Source organism: Bradyrhizobium betae (assembly GCF_050632175.1).
In the GTDB taxonomy this organism is placed as follows: Bacteria; Pseudomonadota; Alphaproteobacteria; order Rhizobiales; family Xanthobacteraceae; genus Bradyrhizobium; species Bradyrhizobium betae_B.
The window spans coordinates 560,935-580,293 of the sequence record NZ_CP192576.1 but is presented as its reverse complement, the minus strand read 5'-3'; the positions used below and the strand labels follow the sequence as shown (position 1 = coordinate 580,293).

The 19,359-nt window shown below is 66.0% G+C and carries 14 protein-coding genes and 2 pseudogenes; 9 read left to right on the top strand and 7 right to left on the bottom strand.

Annotated features, from left to right (window positions below):
• Positions 1-47: 47 nt before the first annotated feature.
• Positions 48-1,856, bottom strand: a complete 1,809-nt coding sequence (locus tag ACQ86E_RS03010) for a caspase family protein (RefSeq protein WP_431204121.1) — start codon at positions 1,854-1,856, stop codon at positions 48-50.
• A gap of 186 nt (positions 1,857-2,042) precedes the next feature.
• On the opposite strand from ACQ86E_RS03010, the gene ACQ86E_RS03005 reads away from it, so the two are divergent.
• Entirely contained in the window at positions 2,043-2,486 is a 444-nt protein-coding gene (locus ACQ86E_RS03005; protein WP_431204120.1) for an RbsD/FucU family protein, read from the top strand.
• On the opposite strand, the gene ACQ86E_RS03000 is transcribed toward ACQ86E_RS03005, so the two are convergent.
• On the bottom strand, positions 2,479-2,862 hold the full coding sequence (locus tag ACQ86E_RS03000; protein ID WP_431204119.1) for a glyoxalase: 384 nt from the start codon (positions 2,860-2,862) through the stop codon (positions 2,479-2,481). The two genes, ACQ86E_RS03005 and ACQ86E_RS03000, sit on opposite strands and share 8 nt — an antisense overlap.
• Positions 2,863-3,032: 170 nt before the next feature.
• Here ACQ86E_RS03000 and ACQ86E_RS02995 point away from each other — a divergent pair, with 170 nt between their 5' ends.
• Positions 3,033-3,392 (top strand): hypothetical protein, encoded by a 360-nt coding sequence (locus ACQ86E_RS02995; protein ID WP_431204118.1) that lies wholly within the window; start codon positions 3,033-3,035, stop codon positions 3,390-3,392.
• 145 nt (positions 3,393-3,537) lie between these two features.
• Here ACQ86E_RS02995 and ACQ86E_RS02990 read toward each other — a convergent pair whose 3' ends face one another.
• Positions 3,538-4,950, bottom strand: coding sequence for a hypothetical protein (locus tag ACQ86E_RS02990; protein WP_431204117.1), 1,413 nt, complete (start codon positions 4,948-4,950; stop codon positions 3,538-3,540).
• A 75-nt stretch (positions 4,951-5,025) separates the two neighbouring features.
• Here ACQ86E_RS02990 and ACQ86E_RS02985 point away from each other — a divergent pair, with 75 nt between their 5' ends.
• Positions 5,026-6,204: an MFS transporter gene (locus ACQ86E_RS02985; RefSeq protein ID WP_431204116.1), complete on the top strand. Its 1,179-nt coding sequence runs from the start codon at positions 5,026-5,028 to the stop codon at positions 6,202-6,204.
• On the opposite strand, the gene ACQ86E_RS02980 is transcribed toward ACQ86E_RS02985, so the two are convergent.
• Both ACQ86E_RS02980 and dgcA read right to left on the bottom strand, forming a co-directional pair.
• Positions 6,192-6,503: a hypothetical protein gene (locus ACQ86E_RS02980; protein WP_431204115.1), complete on the bottom strand. Its 312-nt coding sequence runs from the start codon at positions 6,501-6,503 to the stop codon at positions 6,192-6,194. The genes ACQ86E_RS02985 and ACQ86E_RS02980 overlap by 13 nt on opposite strands.
• Positions 6,504-6,524: 21 nt before the next feature.
• Complete coding sequence (dgcA, locus tag ACQ86E_RS02975) at positions 6,525-7,520, bottom strand: N-acetyl-D-Glu racemase DgcA (protein ID WP_431204114.1); 996 nt, start codon at positions 7,518-7,520, stop codon at positions 6,525-6,527.
• 134 nt (positions 7,521-7,654) lie between these two features.
• Here dgcA and ACQ86E_RS02970 point away from each other — a divergent pair, with 134 nt between their 5' ends.
• From ACQ86E_RS02970 to ACQ86E_RS02960, 3 genes and pseudogenes are all read left to right on the top strand, one after another.
• Positions 7,655-8,788 carry an MlaE family ABC transporter permease gene (locus ACQ86E_RS02970; RefSeq protein WP_431204113.1) on the top strand — a complete coding sequence of 378 codons (1,134 nt, stop codon included), beginning with the start codon at positions 7,655-7,657 and terminating at the stop codon, positions 8,786-8,788.
• A 2-nt stretch (positions 8,789-8,790) separates the two neighbouring features.
• Complete coding sequence (locus tag ACQ86E_RS02965) at positions 8,791-9,555, top strand: ABC transporter ATP-binding protein (protein WP_431204112.1); 765 nt, start codon at positions 8,791-8,793, stop codon at positions 9,553-9,555.
• A gap of 17 nt (positions 9,556-9,572) precedes the next feature.
• A pseudogene (locus ACQ86E_RS02960) lies at positions 9,573-10,453 on the top strand (MlaD family protein).
• Between the two features lie 263 nt (positions 10,454-10,716).
• Here the strand turns inward: ACQ86E_RS02960 and ACQ86E_RS02955 are convergent.
• On the bottom strand, positions 10,717-16,365 hold the full coding sequence (locus tag ACQ86E_RS02955; RefSeq protein ID WP_431204111.1) for a negative regulator of septation ring formation: 5,649 nt from the start codon (positions 16,363-16,365) through the stop codon (positions 10,717-10,719).
• 394 nt (positions 16,366-16,759) lie between these two features.
• Here ACQ86E_RS02955 and ACQ86E_RS02950 point away from each other — a divergent pair, with 394 nt between their 5' ends.
• Together ACQ86E_RS02950 and ACQ86E_RS02945 are read left to right on the top strand one after the other, a co-directional pair.
• Positions 16,760-17,134, top strand: coding sequence for an Hpt domain-containing protein (locus ACQ86E_RS02950; protein ID WP_431204110.1), 375 nt, complete (start codon positions 16,760-16,762; stop codon positions 17,132-17,134).
• A gap of 167 nt (positions 17,135-17,301) precedes the next feature.
• Positions 17,302-17,622 carry a 2Fe-2S iron-sulfur cluster-binding protein gene (locus ACQ86E_RS02945; RefSeq protein ID WP_008143731.1) on the top strand — a complete coding sequence of 107 codons (321 nt, stop codon included), beginning with the start codon at positions 17,302-17,304 and terminating at the stop codon, positions 17,620-17,622.
• 12 nt (positions 17,623-17,634) lie between these two features.
• On the opposite strand, the gene ACQ86E_RS02940 is transcribed toward ACQ86E_RS02945, so the two are convergent.
• Positions 17,635-18,102: an acyl-CoA thioesterase gene (locus ACQ86E_RS02940; RefSeq protein WP_431204109.1), complete on the bottom strand. Its 468-nt coding sequence runs from the start codon at positions 18,100-18,102 to the stop codon at positions 17,635-17,637.
• 172 nt (positions 18,103-18,274) lie between these two features.
• On the opposite strand from ACQ86E_RS02940, the pseudogene ACQ86E_RS02935 reads away from it, so the two are divergent.
• A pseudogene (locus tag ACQ86E_RS02935) lies at positions 18,275-19,303 on the top strand (NAD(P)/FAD-dependent oxidoreductase).
• Positions 19,304-19,359: the final 56 nt, after the last annotated feature.

Genomic DNA, 19,359 nt, shown 5'->3' with positions numbered 1-19,359 from the left:
GGGCAGAGCGTCGCCGCTCTGCCCCTTTGTCGTGCGCCTTCGAGCGATCAGCGCAAGAAGCCGCGATGGTTGTTGCCGCCGCTGTTGCCCTGCGACTGGTTCATCGACTGGCGGAAGTTGTTGCCGCCGTTGTTGACGAACCGATTGGTCGTGTTGAGCTGCGGGCGGGTGTTCTGCTGGTTGTTCTGAACCTGCACCTTGCTCACCGGGGTGTTGTTGATCCTCGCGCCGTTGTTGATGCGGATCGGGTTGTTGTGCGTCTGAACGACCGGCTTCGTGCCGCCGTTCTGGTTACCCTTGCCGATATTCACCGGCATGCTCACGATCTTGCCGGGATTGCCGTTGCTGGTGCCGGCATTGTTGCCGCCGCCATTCTGCGTGGTGTTGGTCGCAGGCAGCGTCACGATCTTGCCGATGCCGCCATTGGTGTTGGTCGTGTTGGTCGGCGCAGGCAGGGTGACGATCTTGCCCGGGGTCTGCGATGGCGTGCCGTTCTGCTGGTTGTTGCCGGAGGGCAGGTTGACGATCTGGCCACCATTGCCGAACTTGCCGATGCCGTTGGCGTCGCCGGGTTTCTGCACGACCGGCAGGTTGCCGTTAATCTGGCCGCCACCATTACCCTGCTGCAGCGGCATGTACTTCGGTTGGCCGAGATTACCGATCTTGAAGGTCGGGTTGATGCTCTGCGGCGCCAGGAATTTGGTCGCCTGCATCAACGGGATCTCCTTCGGCTGGGCTTCGAGCTTCAACGCGACCTGCGCATAGGGAGTGTTGCCGTAGCTGTTGTAGAAGCTCTTGTAGCCGAGCGGCGAGTTGGCGAGCACCGCCTTGTGCCAGGCCTGCGTGAGCCGGAGGTTGTTGAGCAGCCAGCGGACGTGGTCGCACAGCGGGTCGTGCGGATACATCTGGATGAACTCCTGATAGTATTCGGGGCGGCCCTCGGACACGACGTAGTCATAGGCCTGCCGCGTCGAGCGGCTCGGCAGGTTGGAGGCCATCTGCACGACAGGCGCATTCACCGGCGCGCGGGTGGCGGCAACGGCGGTGTCGCCGAAGAAGGTGAAGTCGGACGTCAGCGACGAGCTTTCCCACGGGATCTGCGCGCCGAGCGTGGTCTGGTTCACCTGGAGGCGCACGCGCTTGAACAGCTGCTCGATCGGCACGTTGGGCTCGCGCGCGACGTTCAGGAAGGCCTGCGTATAGGGGCTGTGGCCGCCGGTGCCGTCCTGCGCCTCGGCGCCCGGCGCGGTCGAATAGCCGACGATGGAGCCGTTCGGCGCATCGACGATAGCAAGGCCGCGGCCGGCGTCGTTGACGTCAGGGAACGGGTTGTTGCGGCAGGCATCGAGGATGACGATGCGCATCCGGCTCGGGATCGTCTCCAGCGTCGACATCACGTCGACCAAGCGCACCGAATTGTTGACGAGCTCGGTCGGGTTCGAGACCTTGGCGTCGACGGGAACGAGGTAGTTCTCGCCGGCGAGCTGTACGCCGTGACCGGCGTAATAGACCATCGCCACCGTGTTCGGACCGCGCGCGGCCACTTTGGCCGAAAAATCCTGCACCACGCGAAGCATGTCGTTCTGGCCGAGATCGGTCGCGGCGACCACTTCGAAGCCGGCGGAGTTCAGGAACTGCGCCATCGACTCCGCGTCATTGTCGGGGTTGGCGAGTTGCGGCGCGTTCTGGTAGTTGGAGTTGCCGATCACCAAGGCGACCCGCTGTTCGGGGCTCTGTTGCGCGACCGGAATGGCGGGGGCGACAGGGGCGGTCTGCGCAGCCAGCGGGCCGCAGGTCAGGCCGAGCAGGCTCACGAGCAGGGTGGCGGACATCAGGAAAGGCTTTAGGCGGAACATGGCGTGCTCCTCTGGCACTGATCTCGATGCGAGATTGGTTGCGAGCAAGCCTGGCCGCGTTCGAGCCTTTGGTCCGTGATCGCGATCACCAAGGGCGGCGACGTGATCTAGATCACGCCTGGAACCTGCTATGGTGAACGGCCGGTGTCGTCGGCCAACGAAACGCCCTCGAGGGAATGCCGTCAGATGCTGAAATCGATCGATCCGATTCTCACGCCCGACCTGCTCTGGTTGCTGGCTTCAATGGGCCATGGCGACGATCTCGTTTTCGTCGACGCCAATCACCCGGCGACCCGCATCGCGCACAGCACTACGTCGCAGCGGCTGATCCGGCTGCCGGGCATGAGCATGGAGACCGCGATCCGCGCCATCATGTCGGTCTACCCGCTCGACGATTTCGATCCCGATCCGGTGCGCGTGATGATGCCGGTCGACGATCCCGAACGCGTCCCCGACGTGCAGCGCGCGGTGCTGGCGGAGATCGAGCGTGCAGTCGGCCGCCCGGTCGCTGCGGGCAAGCTCTCGCGTCCGGATTTTTATCGCGCGGCGGCGGTCGGCTTTGGCGTCGTGCAAGTCGGCGACAGCAGGGGCTATGGCTGTTTCCTGATCAGGAAGGGCGTGATCAGCTAACGGACGTCATCAGCTCCGACGGCCAGCCGATCCGGACGAGGAGACCTTCAGGTCCGTTGATGCCTACCTCATACATCCCCCATTCGCGATGGCGCAGCACGCCGCCCGGGCGGATGATCAGATCGTCCACGCGCGCGGCGATGGCTTCGACATCGGGCGTGCGGATGAAGACGCCGAAGGGATTGTGTTCCGGCACCCGCCACGGGCCGTCGCCGGCTTGTGTGAGATGCACCTCGCATCCCCAACCTCTCATGATGATGTAGCCAGCGTCACCGCCCGAACGCGTGAAGCCGAGACGCTCCCAGAACGGAATCGCGGCAGCAAGATCGTTGCTGGGAACTATGGCGAATGCGCCAACGCGCGGGGATCCAGGCATTCGTTCTCTCCTTAATATGCTGGTGCCTGTCCAGTCTATCGAGATGAGCTGACAGGGGCTAGTTGGTGCAGCGTCGCGGAACACGAGGGACTGATTTTGCATGAAGAGGCGAAAGACCTGGCACTCGAATTTGAATGGCCATCTCGCATCCGCCTGTCTATGGTCTCTCCATGTCGCGCCTCATGTGTCTATTCGTTGCCATCGTCCTGTCGCTGCTGCCGGCCGTCGCGCCCGCTGCGTCAATCCAGAAACGCCCCAAGCAGGCCTTTCATGGCTACGGCTTCCTGCCGGGCTATCGCCAGCCGCTGAGCAACAGCATTCCGCTCTACAAGCAGAAGGAAGCCATGCGGCGCATGTCGCGCAGCGAGCGCCGCCACTGGTACATCGATCCGGTTCCGCAATATTACGGCTGGGACGGAGAGTGGCGCTATTTCGGCCGGCCCGGCTTCGGCGGCGGCCGCTACAATGGCGGCAGCTTCGGCCCGTGCTGGACGCGGACGCCGATCGGCGCGGTGTGGAATTGCGGGTGATCGGCTGAAGGCGCCGTCATTGCCAGCAGTCTAAGCAGATCACCAACCCATCACCGTCACCCCCGCGCAACGGCATAGCCGTTGTCGCTGGAGGTGCTCGCCTCTTGCGAGCCTCGAAGGATGACGGTTGTGCAAGAGTCCCCCCTCACGAGAAGAACGCGATCTTCTCGGCCTGGGTCATGCGGCGGATCGGCGCGAGCGGATCGTTGGCCGCGCGGGGCTTCTGCAACATGCCGCTGGCGAGGATGCTGGCGCCGAGCGAGGGCTCGGGCAAGGATTCGGACAAGGGCGAGGGCATCGGCAGCGTCGCGCCCAGCGATGCTCCGAATGTCGCCGAGGCTGCCATCGGCATGGCCGGCTGCTCCATCACTTCGGCCGCGGCCTCCGCGATGGCGTTGGTGAGGCGCGCCAGCGATTCCATCGCGATCGGCGCTTCCTCTACGGGCTCCTCCATGATCGGCGTGGCAAAGGGCTCCGGCGCGATCGGCTCTGCAAGCTCCGCTGCGATCGGCGTAGCAACTTCCGCAACCACGGGCTCCGGAGAGACCGCTGCCATTTCGACTGGTTCGATGATCTCGATCTCGACTGGTTCGATGATCTCGTCGAACTCGGGATCGGGCGCGGCCATCTCCAGCGCGATGGCCTCGAGCACGGCCTCGTCCTCGGCCTCCGCGGCGGCATCGAGCGAGAACTCTTCGGCGGCTGGCGCAAAGGTGGCGGGTTCGGAGGCCGGCTCCTCGAACGCGGCGTTGTCGAATGCAAGCTCGCTTTCGGCGACGATCGCCGACGCCACGGCGGCGTCCAAAGGGGCGTCAATGGCCTGCTCGGCCGCGAACGATTGAGTGGCGCCCGCTGCTTCCGGTTCCGACGCCTCGTCGATCGGCTGCGACATCTCCGTAAGAACCACGGCTGCTTCGCTCGCCATCGCAGCAGGTGCGGCCTCGGCCGCCGCAGCCGGAGTCACAGGCGCTTCCTGCACCGGCGCGGGACGTGCTGCGGCCGCTTGCGGCGCTGTGTCGCCGTCCGCATCAAGCTGCCCGACCCGATCCCTCAGCAGATCGAATGCGGCCTTGAGCTCGACGCGGGGGTCTATGGTCGAAACCTGCGCGCAGGCGGCCTCGATGGAGGCGAGTTGCGAATCGATGAGGTCGCAGATTCGCCCGTCGGCGCCGATCTCGCGCCAGCGCCAGGAGATCTCCTTGATGATGCGTACGCCGCGCGGGATCGCGGCGAGACTCGCCTCCATCGCCGTGGGATCGTACGCCGCGATCGCGATCGTCTCGGCCTCGTGGACCGCGCGGCGGATCTCGACCAAAGCCTCGGGCAGGCGATCCTCGACGACGGGTTGTCGCTGTGCCGCAAGGGTTTCTTCAATTTTCGCGACCGCATCGAGCACCATGCGGGTGTCCGCATTGCGGTTGCGCTTGGCGTATTCGCCGAGGAACCAGCGGCCGCGCGCCGTCTCCAGGAAGGCTTCGCGGATCGCGTCGTAATCCTGCTCGTTCGGCTCGGCCGCGCGGGCAGACATAGGCGAGAGGGCGAATGCTTCGTTGGCCATGTCAATCTCGTCGCGCAAATCACTGCGCGTTACTGTAACGATCACCACGATATCGACCGAATCGCAATTGGTTTGATGCCGCCCGAATCACAAATCCCCATCGCTGCATCCGCGAAGCGGCGATTCGCCGTGAGCCTCGCCCTGTTCTACTCGGCCGTGTTCGCGGTGTCGGGCACGCATCTGCCGTTCTTCCCGGTCTGGCTCAAGGCGATCGGCATCGACGCGTCCTGGATCGGCCTCATCAACGCGCTGCCCGCGATCACGCGCTTCACCACGCTGCCGCAGGTCACTGCCTTTGCCGAAAAGCGACAAGCGATTCGCAGCGCCATGATGCTGTCGGTGCTGGCGACGGCGATCGGGTTTACGGCCGTCGGCTTGCAGCAGCAGCCATTGGCGCTGTTCCTGATCTATGCGCTGACCTGCATGATGTGGACGCCCACGATGCCGCTCACCGACGCCTACGCGCTGCGCGGTGTCGCTCGTTACGGGCTCGATTACGGACCCTTGCGGCTGTGGGGTTCCGCGGCGTTCGCCGCCGGCTCGCTCGCCTGCGGCTATCTCGTCGACCACATCGCGGCGCGCGATCTGATCTGGGTCATCGTGGCATGGGCCGTCGTCGCGGTCGTGGCCAGTCTGCTGCTTCAGCCGCTCGACGATACCAGGCGCAGGACGACGGAGATGCCGGCCGGCAAGACGCTGCTGCGCGATACCGGTTTCTGGGCGGTGATCGCCTCGGCGGCGCTGATCCAGGGCAGCCACGTCGCCTACTACACGTTCTCGGCCATCAACTGGCAGCAGCATGGGATCAGTGGGCTGACCGTCGCGGGACTGTGGACGCTGGGCGTGATCGCCGAGATCGTCGTGTTCGCGCTGTCGCCGCGCTTCTCGCTGCATCCGTCCACGCTGATCGCGATCGGGGGCTTGAGCGCCGTGCTGCGCTGGATAGTGACCGCCAACGAGCCGCCGCTCGCGCTGCTCGCGATCGTGCAGCTCGGCCATGGCCTCACCTTCGGCATGACCATCGTCGGCACCATGAGCCTGCTGGTACAGCGCGTGCCGTCGCATCAGATCGCGCGGGGGCAGGGCTACTACGCCGCATGCAACGGGCTGCTCGGCGCGACGACGTCGATCGCCTCAGGCGCGATCTACGCCCGCATCGGCGATGGCCTCTATTACGTCATGGCCGCGATGGCCGCTTCCGGCGCGCTCGTCATCTGGTCGGCGCGGCATCGGCTCAAGTCTCAAGCCGAGTAGCGCTCTCGCAGACGGAAGGCAACGCGGGCAGCGGCAACGCCGCCCGTGATGCTCGCAGACAGCAGCCAAGCGAGGTAGAGAAGGACCGCGAACGTGGACTGGAGCGTTGGCCCGATCCCCATCACTAACGTCGCGGCCAGGACGGCAAGAGCGCCGGAGAGGATCGCTCCGCCAACGAAGGCGAGAGCCAACCCGAGCGCCATTCGGGCGGAATACCTAAAGAGCAGAATACAGAACAGGATTGCGACGAGCGTTCCCGCACCGAGGGACACGAAGACAATGGTGACGGCTGGCCCCATGGTTCCTCAAGCTCAACGATCTCATCCCCACAGCGAAGCATCGGGCGGGTAGACCAGGCTGTCGTCGTAGCGCAACGCGTGCTCGCGATCGCGCGCCAGCAGGAGCGGGCCGTCGAGGTCGACGAAGCGCGCCTGCGGCGTCACCAGCATGGCGGGGGCCATCGACAACGATGTCGCGACCATGCAGCCGATCATGATCTCGAAACCGAGCGCCTGCGCCGCATCGGCCATTGCGAGCGCTTCGGTGAGGCCGCCGGTCTTGTCGAGCTTGATGTTCACGGCGTCGTAGCGCTCGCGCAAGGGTGCAAGCGAGTGGCGGTCGTGCACGCTCTCGTCGGCACAGACCATGAGCGGCCGCCTGATCCGCGCCAGCGCGTCGTCCTTGCCTGCCGGCAGCGGCTGCTCCACCAGGGTGACGCCCACGGCGTCGCAGGCGGCAAGGTTCTGCTCCAGATTCGCCTCGGTCCAGGCCTCGTTGGCGTCCACGATCAGCTCGGATTCGGGGGCGGCCTTGCGGACCGCCGCGATCCGCTCCGGATCGCCGTCGCCGCCGAGCTTGATCTTGAGCAGCGGCCGGTGCGCCGCCTTGGCGGTCGCCGCCGCCATGGCCTCGGGCGTACCCAGCGAGATCGTGTAGGCGGTGGTGCGCTCGCCCGGGATCGGGCGGTCCAGCAGGTTCCAGGCCCTCAGGCCGGCCGCCTTGGCCTTGAGGTCGATCAGGGCGCAGTCCAGCGCGTTGCGGGCCGCGCCTGGCGGCATGGTGGCTTGCAGGGCCTGCCGGGTGATTCCGCCGGCCACGGCCGCCTGCATGGCCTCGATGGCCGCAAGCGTGGCCTCGGGCGTCTCGCCATAGCGGGGGTAGGGCACGCATTCGCCGCGGCCGGTCAGGCCATTGCGGCTGATTTCGGCCACGACCGTGACGGCTTCGGTCTTGGCGCCCCGGCTGATGGTGAAACTGCCGGCGATGGGAAAGCGCTCGATTCGCGCCCGGAGTGCCGGAACTTTGCTGGAAGTCATTTTGAACTCTGGCGAAATCTGAACCTGCTAGTTACCTGTAGCAACTAACATTAACCAGTTGGGGATAGCTTCTCTGGGTAAGGGCGTGTGTGCAACCATCTGATTTCCTCCGCGCCGGCACGGGAGCGGACATCTTGACTGGCGATCCGAAGCTGGAACGGATTGCGAAAGGCAACGCGCTGGCCCTCTGCGCCACCGGAACCTGGACCGCGAGTTTCGCGCCGGTCCTGGAGCGGATGGTGGCCGACGCGGAGAAGCTTGCCGGCGGTTCGCAGAATATCTTCATCGACGTCTCCGAAGTCGCAAAGCTCGACACGTTCGGCGCCTGGCTGATCGAGCGGCTGCGCCGCAGCCTCACCCAGGGCGCCGTCGAGGCGCAGATCGCGGGTCTCTCCGCCAATTATTCGAGCCTGGTCGACGAGGTGCGCCGGGTCCGGGCGACGCCCGTCATCGACCGCAGCGCCGTCACGATCACCGGCATGCTCGAGCAGATCGGCCGCGCCGTGGCCGGCGTCGGCGGGACCGTGGCGGGCCTGATCGACATGCTCGGCGCGGTGCTGGCCGCCGGTGCGCGGACCCTGATCCACCCCCGTTCGTTCCGCCTGACCTCGACGGTTCACCACCTCGAGCAGGTCTGCTGGCGCGCCGTGCCGATCGTGGTGCTGATCACCTTCCTGATCGGTTGCATCATCGCGCAACAGGGCATCTTCCATTTCCGCCGCTTCGGCGCCGATCTCTTCGTCGTCGACATGCTCGGCGTGCTGGTGCTGCGCGAGATCGGCGTGCTGCTTGTGGCCATCATGGTCGCGGGACGCTCGGGCAGCGCCTACACCGCCGAACTCGGCTCGATGAAGATGCGCGAGGAGATCGACGCGCTGCGCACCATGGGTTTCGACCCGATCGAGGTGCTGGTGCTGCCGCGCATGCTGGCCCTGGTGCTGGCGTTGCCGATCCTGGCATTCCTCGGCGCGATGGCCGCGCTCTATGGCGGCGGGCTCGTCGCCTGGCTCTACGGCGGCGTTCAGCCCGAGGCATTCCTGCTGCGGCTCCGCGACGCCATCTCGATCGATCATTTCATCGTCGGCATCGTCAAGGCGCCGGTCATGGCCGCCGTGATCGGCATCGTTGCCTGCGTCGAGGGGCTGGCCGTGCAGGGCAGCGCGGAATCGCTCGGGCAGCACACGACGTCGTCGGTCGTGAAAGGCATCTTCTTCGTCATCGTCATGGACGGCGTTTTCGCCATCTTCTTCGCCGCGATCGGGATGTAGCGATGCCTCCCGAGAACCCCATCATCCGCGTCCGCGACATCACCGTGCAGTTCGGCGCGACGCGCGTGCTCGACGGCCTCAACCTCGACGTCAGGCGCGGCGAGATCCTCGGTTTCGTCGGCCCATCCGGTGCGGGCAAGTCGGTGCTGACGCGCACCATCATCGGCCTCGTGCCGAAGATTGCCGGCAGCATCGAGGTGTTCGGCGTCGACCTCGATTCCTCCAACACGTCGCAGCGCCGCAACGTCGAGCGTCGCTGGGGCGTGCTGTTCCAGCAAGGCGCGCTGTTCTCTTCGCTGACCGTGCGGCAGAACATCCAGTTTCCGATGCGCGAATATCTGCGTGTCTCGCAGCGGCTGATGGACGAGATCACCATGGCCAAGCTGACCATGGTCGGCCTCAAGCCCGAGGTCGCCGACCGTTTTCCGTCGGAACTGTCCGGCGGCATGATCAAGCGCGTCGCACTCGCCCGCGCACTGTCGCTCGATCCGGACCTCGTGTTCCTCGACGAGCCGACCTCGGGGCTCGATCCGATCGGCGCCGGCGATTTCGACGAGCTGGTCCGAACGCTCCAGCGCACTTTGGGGCTGACGGTTTTCATGGTAACGCACGATCTCGACAGCCTTTACACAGCATGTGACCGCATCGCCGTTTTAGGGAACGGTAAGATCATTGCGGCAGGGTCGATCGCCGACATGCAGGCCTCGCAGCATCCCTGGCTGAGGCAATATTTCCATGGCAAGCGCGCTCGCGCGGTGATGGGCTGAGGGTGCCGGAGTAGCTGATGGAAACGCGGGCGAATTACGTACTGATCGGATCGTTCACGCTGGCGGTGATCGCCGCGGCGATCGGCTTCGTGCTGTGGTTCCAGTCGCTGCATACCACCAAGCAGCGCAGCCCCTGCGCGTTGTGTTCGAAGGCCCGGCAGCGGGCCTGCGCAACGGCGGCAGCGTCAACTTCAACGGTATCCGGGTGGGAGAGGTGGTCTCGGTGAAGCTGGACAACCCGCGGCGGGTTGTCGCACTCGCCATGATCGAGAACAACGCTCCGATCCGCAAGGACACCCTGGTCGGCCTCGAATTCCAGGGCCTGACCGGCGTCGCGGCGATCTCGCTCAAGGGCGGTGAGGAGGCGGCTCCGGCGCCGCCGCTCGACCAGGACGGCATCCCGACGCTGACGGCCGACCCCAACAAGCTCCAGGACGTCACCGAGGCGATCCGCGGCACGCTGCAGAACATCAACAAGATCGTCGCCGACAACCAGGAATCGGTGAAGAACTCGCTGAAGAACCTCGAGACCTTCACCAATTCGTTGGCGCGCAACTCCGAGAAGATCGACGGCGTGATGGCCAAGGTCGACGGCGTGGTGCTCAAGGCCGACAGCCTCATGCTCGGCCTCAACACGCTGGCCGGCGGCAAGGACGGCGGCGAGCTGTTCCAGGCGGTGAAGTCGATCCGCGAGCTCGCCGATGATTTCGACAAGCGCTCCGGTGCCTTGATGACCGACGGCCGCCGCACCCTCGGTGACATCAGCCGTGCCGTGAACAATTTCGACCGCAACCCGACCCGCGTGCTGTTCGGCGCCAGCAACAGCGCACCGGCCGCCGCCCCGCCGCCACCCCCCGAGCCGCCGAGGCCGGCGGCACCAGAGCGCAGGCGGCAGTAGGCGCTACTGAAAGCTACACAGGATAGTGACGCGATATGGGCCCCGGCTCTGCAGCGCACCGCTGAAGGAGCGCTGCGCTGCGTCCGGGGCACGAGACTTCGTAGCCTGGATGGAGCGAAGCGCAATCCGGGATTCTTGGCTTGGCACCCCGCATTACGCTGCGCTCCATGCGGGCTACGATCTCTCCTCGCAATGAAGAGCTCAAACAAAAACGGAGGCCGTGAGACCTCCGTTTTCATTTGCTATTCGTTGTGGCTGCTCGCTTACCCCAGCCGGCCCGCCGCATGCGCCAGCAGCGTGTACACCAGACCCGTCTCCGAGGTCAGGTGATTGCGCAGCTCCTGTGGGCCGCGGCCGTCGCGGGCGACTTCGTCGAGCAGGCGCTCGAACTCGGCGACGTAGCGATCGACCGTGCCCTTGAAGTTGCGGTCGGCGCGGTACTTGCGGGCGACCTCGTCGAAGGCCTTCTGGCCGGCCGGCGTGTACAGGCGCTTGGTGAAGGCCTTGTTCTCGCCGCGCTGGTAGCGGTCCCACATCTCGGCCGCGAGGTTGCGGTCCATCAGCCGGCCGATGTCGAGCGACAGCGATTCCAGCGGATTGCCGCTGCTCTGCGCAGCCTGCGGCTGCGGCGCAGGTGCAGCCTGGCGGCCGCGCGGAGCTTCACGACCCGCGGGCGCACCCTGGTTGGCGTCGGTGCGGTTCAGCAGGTCCGACAGCCAGCCGTCGCGGCCCTGGTCGTTGCCGGCGGGCGCGACCGGCGGCGCTTCTGTGCGGCGCGAGGAGGCGGGCATGCCGAGGTCCGGCGGCGGCAGCGTCGAGGCGCTGCCGGTGTCGCGCACGCGCGTCTCGGCACCACGACCGCCCGCCGTTGCCATCATCGGCTCTTCCTGGCGCTGGACGGCGACGGACGCACGGCCCGTCGTGGAGACGTCGAGGCCGCGGCCATGCTGGGCGACGATGCGGTTGAGCTCGGCGAGGGCCTCGATCTGGTCGACGATCACCTTGCGCATCTGCGCGGTGCTCTCGGCGGCCTCCTGCGGCATCTCGAGCACGCCGCGGCGCAGCTCGTTGCGGGTGGCTTCGAGCTCGTTGTGCATCTCGTGCGCCATCAGCTTCATGCTGGAGACGAGGTTGCCGAACTTCTCGGCCGACTGCTTGAACATCGCATCCGCCTCGTCGGTGGTCTGGCGGTAGATGTCGTGCATGGACTCGATGGTCTGGCGGTGCTCTTCCTCGGACGCCGCGCGCACCGCCTCGAACTGGCGGGTGATCGCGGCCGAACCTGCGCCGGCGGTCTCGGCGACGACGCGGGCGATGTCGCGAGCGCGCTCTTCGGCGGCCGCCAGAGATTCATCGAGCAGGCCGGTGAAGCGCGACAGCCGCTGGTCGAGGTCGGTCGTGCGCAGATCGATCGTGGTGACGAGCGATTCCAGCGCCGCCTTGCGTTCGGCGAGCGAGGCGGTGGTGTTCTTGTTGCTCTGCTCCACGACCTGGGCGGCTTCGACAAGCGCCTTGCCGTGCGCGTCGAACTGGGTCGAGAGCTCGCCGAGGTCCTGGAGCGCCCGCGTGGTTTTCGTATTGAAGACGTTGAGCTGGTCTTCCAGGTTCTGCGTCGCGGCCCCGTTGCGCGAGGTGACGTCGTTCATCGCCGAGACGAAGTCGGCGACACGCGTCACCAGCGCCCGCTCGAGCGAGTTGAGGTTGTCGTGCGCACCGGTCAGCACCTCCTGGAGGAGGATGTTGCCTTCGCGCAGACGCTCGAACAGGGCGACCGTGTCGGTGCGCAGGATCTTGCTGGTCTCCTGCATCTCGGTGACCGCCGCGATCGAGACCTGGCGGGACTGGTCGATCGCCGAGCGCGAGGCCTGCTCGAGGTCCTTGAGCGACTTGCTGACCGCGCCGGTGGCCATCTCGCTCGCCGCGTTGATGGTGCGGGCGACTTCCGAGCCGTTGCCCATCATGGTCTGCGAGAACGCGTGGCCGCGGATCTCGATCGACTTCAGCGCGTCGGAAGTGACGCGGTCGATGTCGAGCGTGAGCTGGCTGGTCTTCGAGCCGATCGCGTCCACGAGCGAGCCGCGCTTGGCGTCGATCATGTTCGACAGGCGGTCGGCCTGCTGCTGCACGTAGGTGACGATCTCGTCGGTCTTGCCGGTCATGGCCTGGCCGAAGCTGCTGCTGGCGGCGAGCACCGAGCGCTCGACGTCGGCCGAGCTCGACTTGACGCGCGAGCTCGCCTCGTTGGAGGCGTTGATCAGCGCATTCTGGGCGTTGAGCGCGCTGGTCTGGATGTCGTTGGTCGCATTCGTCGTCGCCGTGCTGAGCGCGCGCTCGATCTCGGTCGAGATCGTGCGGATCTGGCTCGCGGCATCGGCCGACGTCGAGGTCAGCGAGGTCTGCGCCTCACGCGCGCTGTTGAGGATCGTCGAAGCGGTGTCGGCGCCGACCGCGGTCAGCGTCCGCTCGATGTCCGTCGTCAGCGACTTGATCTGGCTCGCAGCGTCCGTCGAGGCGGAGATCAGCGTGCCCTGGGCCTCGCGCACGCCGCTGGTGAGGGCCTCGATGGTGGCGCCGCCGGCCGTCGCCAGCGCGCGCTGCATCTCGGCCGCCAGCGAACGGACCTGGCCGGTCTGTTCGGCCGAGACGGCAAGAAGGGTGCTCTGGGCGTCGCGGGCGCTGGTGGTGATCGTCTCGGCGGTCGACTGGCCGACCTGCGAGAGCGAACGGTGCACTTCGGCCGCGAGCGACTTGACCTGGCTCGCCGCATCCGAGGATGCCGTGACCAGCGTGTTCTGGGCTTCGCGGGCGCCGGTCGTGATGGTCTCGGCGGTCGCGGTGCCCGCCATCGAGAGCGAGCGCTGCACGTCGGAGGAGAGCGCCTTGATCTGGTTGGCGGTCTCGCTCGAGGCCGCGATCAGCGCGCTCTGCGCATCGCGGGCGCCGGCGGTGATCGATTCCGCCGTGGTGGTGCCGGCCAGCGACAGCGAGCGCTGCACGTCGGCGGTGAGCGTCTTGACGTGGTTGGCCGCGTCCGAGGACGCCGTGACGAGCGTGGTCTGCACCTCGCGGGCGCCGGCCAGGATCGAGGCGGCGGTCGCCGAGCCCGCTGCCGACAGCGTGCGTTCGACGTCGGCCGACAGCGATTTGATCTGGTTCGAGGCATCGCCGGAGGCGGCGACCAGCGTCGACTGCGCTTCGCGGGCGCTGGTCAGGATCGAGTTCGCGGCACCGGTGCCGACCGCGGTCAGCGCGCGCTCGACCTCCGAGGAGGTCATCTTGAGCTGGGCGTTGACGTCGGAGGAGACCGTCATCAGCGACTGCTGCGCCGTGCGCGCACCGGTCTGGATCGTCTCGCTGGTATTGACGACGAGGTTGGTGAGCGAGCGCTCGGCGTCCTCGACATGCGAGCGGATCGCGGTCGAGATCATCTCGGCGCGGGACATCATGTCCTCGCTGGCCTGGCGGCCGCTGCTTTCGATGCGGCCGGCGACGGCCTCGACGCGCGAGCCGAGCAGGTCTTCGAACTGCGCCACGCGCACGTCGATGTCGTTGGCGACCGAGCCGACCTTGGTCTCGATGGCCTGGTGGATGTCCTGGAAACGCGCCGTGACCGTGTCGGTCAGGTGCATGCTGCGGCCATCGATGATCTCGGTGACGCCGGTGATGCGGCGGTCGACCGCCTCGATCGCCTGCGCGGTGCCGTCCGTGAGCGTCGAGGTCAGCAGCGTCAGCCGCGTGTCGATCGACTGCACGGCTTGAGAGGCGCCGTTGGTCACCGCGGTCGTCAGGTAGGTGAGGCGAGAGTCGATGGATTCCAGCGCCTGCGACGCACCGCCGGTGAGGGTGGTCGTCAGGTGCGTCAGCCGCGTATCGATCGACTGGATGGTCTGCGAGGCGCCATCGGTCAGCGTCGTCGTCAGGTTGGTGAGACGGGAGTCGATCGACTGGATCGCCTGCGTGGCTCCGTCGGTCAGCGTCGTCGCGAGCGTGTTGAGACGCCCGTCGATGGTCTCGGTGACGGACTTCGCACGGGTGTCGAACGATTCTTCGAGCGCGGTGACGCGGCCGCCGAGCTGCTCGTCGAAGGTCCTGATGTGGCCTTCGATCGTGCCGTCGAGGCTGGCGATCTTGCCGTTCAGCGAGGAGTCGAGGTTGGTGACGCGTTCGCCGATCGTGGTCTCGAACTGCACCAGGCGCTGGTCGAGCACGGCGGTGATCGCGCCGCCATTCGCGGTGAATCGGCTGTCGAAATTGTCGACATAGGTCTTCAGCGACTCATGGATGTCCTGCGTGCGCTGGCCCATCCGGTCGACGATCTCGCCGCCGAACGTCTTCACGGTGCGGTCGAACTCGGAGATGTGGCGCGTGATCAGGGCGCCCAGCGTGCCGCTGTCGCGGGCGAACTTCTCGACCAGCTCGGTGCCCTGGTTCCTCACCAGCTCGTCGAACGCGCTCATCTGGAGCGACAGCGAGTCGTGTGCGGTCTCGGTCTGGCTGACGACCTTGGCGACGAGAGTGTTGACGGTGGCGTCGAGCGCCTCGCTCGCCTTGTCGCCGGAGGTCATGATGTGGCCGGCGAGGCGGTTGCCGGCGTCGTCGATCTTGGCGGAGAGGTCGTTGGAGCGCAGCTCGAGCTCGAGCAGCAGCGAGTCCGACGAGTTCTTCAGGCTGTCGTGCACCTGCTCGGTGCGCTCGGAGATGCCGTCGACGATCGCGGCGGAGCGCTGCTCGAACTCGCCCGTGATGCGGTCGATGCGCTCGTTCAGCATCTCGTGGACGCGGTCGGCGAGGTCGACGAACTCGTCGTGGACGTGGCCGGTCTTGAAGTTGAGGCTGGTGGTCAGCCGCTCGCTGGCGTCGAGCACGGCGCGCGTGGTCTCGTTGCTGGCTTCCTCGAGGCGGTCGAGCAGGTCGCCGCCGCGCTCGCCGAGCGCCAGGATCATGTTGTCGCCGGCGTTGCTCAAAGCGCCGGTGATGTGGGCGCCGCGCTCTTCCAGCGCGCCGGTGATGGACTTGGCGACCTCGTCGACGCGCGAGGCGATCGCGTCCGAGATCAGCGCGATGTCGTGGCGCAGATCGATCTGCACGCCGGAAATGGCGCTGCGGACCTGCTCGGCCTGGCCGACCAGGTTGTCGCGCTGGTGCGCGATATCCTGGAGCAGGGCGCGGATGCGGACTTCGTTGTCGGAATAGGCGCGCTCCAGCGCCGCGACCTCGTTGGCGACCAGCGTCTCGAGCTCGCCGGCGCGCGCAATGGCGCGCTCGATGCCGTCACCCATCGCCGCGACCTCGCGGCGGATGGCCTGGCCGACGGTGACCATGGAATCGGAGGCCGAGCCTTCCGGCTCGGAGAAGCGGATCGCGACCTGCGCCATCGCCTGCGCCACGGCACTCATTTGCTGGCCGCGCCAGACGAGGCTCGCCAGGAAGAAGAACAGCATGATCGGCGCGAAGAACATCGTGACGAGGCCGGCAATGGCCAGCACGCCGCCGCTCTGGCCCATCGCGGCCTGGATCGAGGGCAGGAAGCCGACTGTCAGCGCGGCGCATGCCGCGAGCCAGATGACGGTGAAGATCGTCGCGCCCGTGTAAATGTTGCGGGACGGGCGCCCCGTCTGCAGCGTCTGCAGGAGCTGGCCGATGGTCGCGCGATCATCGTTGGCGGCGCGGCGCGACGAACGCGGTTCTTCGATCGGATCGAACACGGCACGCTCGTTGGCGGCGGGGCGCGGTTCGAAGGTCGGCTCGTCGAACATCGGGGGAGACGGGGGCGCCATGGATGGCGCCGTTTCGTTGCGCATCGATGCGCTGCGGCTGGTATCGGCCGCCGTGTCGCTGATGTTGAGGGCTTCCTGGATCGCAGAAAGCGCAACTTCTGTGGGGTCCTTGGCCTTTTTCGGAGTGTTTGCCATGTTCAGTCCGAGCCCTCGTTACTTGTACGCGTCCCCCGCGAGCCCCGCGCTACGCAAGCCCACAGACCGGATCATGCCGCTTTTGCGGATTTCCGAGCCGTCCCCACCCGGACGGCTTGTCCGCCAATTTCCGCAACATCCTATTGGCAGAGCGTCGCGAATGAAATGCCTGCGATTAAGACAATCTTAATCATCGTTAACAGGATCGCGCCGTAACACCTTAGCAATAAATGCAATTCTCCACCGGACTCGTGGGATTGCGGCAACTTTTCGTCAATAAGCCGGCAGAATTACGTAAAACGACCCAAACATTTCGTTAACCATTTTCGTGCTTGGGTGGAGGGAACCTGACCGCCGAACCGGCGGATCACCGCGTGATGCCGGGGCCTGCGCCATGACGCCTGAACTGCAACGGATGGACTGGATGCCTTCGCCGCCGCTTGCACCCATCGACAGCCCGCTCGACCTCGACCACCTCTCCCGCATGACGCTCGGCGATGTCGAGCTGGAGCAGGAAGTGCTCGCGATGTTCGCCGAGCAGGCGGTCCGCCTGATCGCGGCCATGGCGGCATTGCCGGCCGAGGCCGGCGCACTCGCGCACAAGCTCAAGGGATCCGCGCGCGGAATCGGTGCCTTTGCCGTGGCGGATGCCGCCGCGAGCCTGGAGACGGCGATCCGGACCGGCCACAACCGGCCCGATGCCTTCGCCGCGCTGAAAGAGGCGGTGGCCGAGGTCCGCGCCGCCATCGAGGTGATCCTGAAGCACTAGGCGGGCACCCCACACATGCGGGTGCCACTAGTCTTTTGTTTTGACGCGTTTTCTCCACGCAGAACGGTATTCACTTCGCTCGAAAACGCTATGGCGCCGCCCTGATCGACCCGTTATAGGACAGCCCGGACCCTCAATTCTCCCAGATCGCGGCAGCACGAGCACACATGGCCAAAATTCACTTTGTCGACCACAAGGGCGAAACCCGTACGGTGGAAATCGAGAACGGCGCAACCGTGATGGAAGCCGCCATCCGCAACAGCATCCCCGGCATCGAGGCCGAATGCGGCGGCGCCTGTGCCTGCGCCACCTGCCATGTCTATGTCGACGAAGCCTGGCGCGAGAAGGTCGGCAGCCCGACGCCAATGGAAGAGGACATGCTCGACTTCGGCTTCGACGTGCGCCCGAACTCGCGCCTGTCCTGCCAGATCAAGGTCTCCGACGAGCTCGACGGGCTCGTCGTGGCGACGCCGGAACGCCAGGCCTGAGCTTCTTGCTCTCTACGTGCCCGGCGGCGCGACCTCGATGCCGCGCTTGTGCCAGGGTCTGAGCTTCTCGAGCACTTCCGCAGTCAGCGCCGCGGGCCGGCGCGTCACCTCGTCGAGCAGGACGCCGACCGACGTCGCCGACGCGATGCACTTTCCGTTCGAGAACACGACCTGTTCGAAGGTCACTGACGTCCGTCCCAGCTTCACCACGCCGAGCCCAAGCTCGATCGTGTTGGGCCAATGCAGTTCGGCGCGAAAATGCATGTCGAGCCGCACCATGATCCAGGCAAGGCCCGGCGGGGTCAGCCCGTATTCGGGAAGCTTCATCAGCGTGACACGGCCGGTCTCGAAATAGGTGGCGTAGACCGCGTTGTTGACGTGCTGGTTCGGATCAAGATCGCCGAAGCGGACATTGTCACCGAGGCGAAAAGGGAAGTCCTCGAGGCGCGGCGTCGTATCGAGGCGGCTTGGTGCGTTCACCGATTGATCTCCATCATATCGCATCCCGTTACAGCCCAGTTATCCTGACCCGGCAAGTGGGGGCGGCTGCGGGGCGCTACCGCTTTTATGCCTTCCCTGATCCATCCCCGTTGGCTAGACAGGCAGGGTCACCTCTGCCCGCCGGGCGCCGTCCAACCGATGAAGAGACGACATGAGCGACGTGATCAAAACCGATGTGCTGATTATTGGCGCCGGCCCCTGCGGTCTGTTCGCCGCCTTCGAGCTTGGCCTTCTCGACATGAAGGCACATTTCGTCGACATCCTCGACAAGGTCGGCGGCCAGTGCGCCGAGCTGTATCCGGAAAAGCCGATCTACGACATTCCCGGCATTCCCCAGGTTTCGGGCCAGGGTCTCACCGATGCGCTGATGGAACAGATCAAGCCGTTCCATCCGACCTTCCACCTCGGCGAGATGATCGAGACGGTGGAGAAGATCGGCGATCCCGGATTCCGCTGCACCACCGACGCCGGCAAGGTGTTCGAATGCAAGGTGCTGGTGATCGCGGCCGGCGGCGGCTCGTTCCAGCCGAAGCGTCCGCCGGTGCCGGGGATCGAGGCCTATGAAGGCACCTCGGTGCACTACGCCGTTCGCAAGATGGAAAATTTCCGCGACAAGAACGTGCTGGTCGTCGGTGGCGGCGATTCCGCGCTCGACTGGACGCTCAATCTGCATCCGATCGCCAAGCGCATCACGCTGCTGCATCGTCGCGACGATTTTCGTGCCGCGCCCCACAGCGTCGAACAGATGCGCGCGCTGGTCGCGGGTGGCAAGATGGACCTGCGGCTCGGCCAGGTCACCGCGCTCTCGGGCGCCGAGGGCAAGCTGACCGGCGCCACCGTCAAGGGCAACGACAACAGCGTGACCGAGATTTCCTGCGATACCATGCTGCCATTCTTCGGGCTGACCATGAAGCTTGGTCCGGTCGCGAACTGGGGCATTGCGGCTCGAGAACAATCTCGTGCCGGTCGAGACCTCCGCGTTCGAGACCAACGTGCCGGGCATCTTCGCCATCGGCGACATCAACACCTATCCGGGCAAGATCAAGCTGATCCTGTGCGGCTTCCACGAGGGCGCGCTGATGTCGCAAAAAGCCCATCGCTACGTCTATCCGGAGAAGCGGCTCGTGTTCCAATACACGACTTCGTCCTCCAGCCTGCAAAAAAGCTCGGTGTCAACTGACGGCACCGGGAACGAGATGCGGTGCCCCATGTTTCTGGTGCTGGAACCGTTCGCGA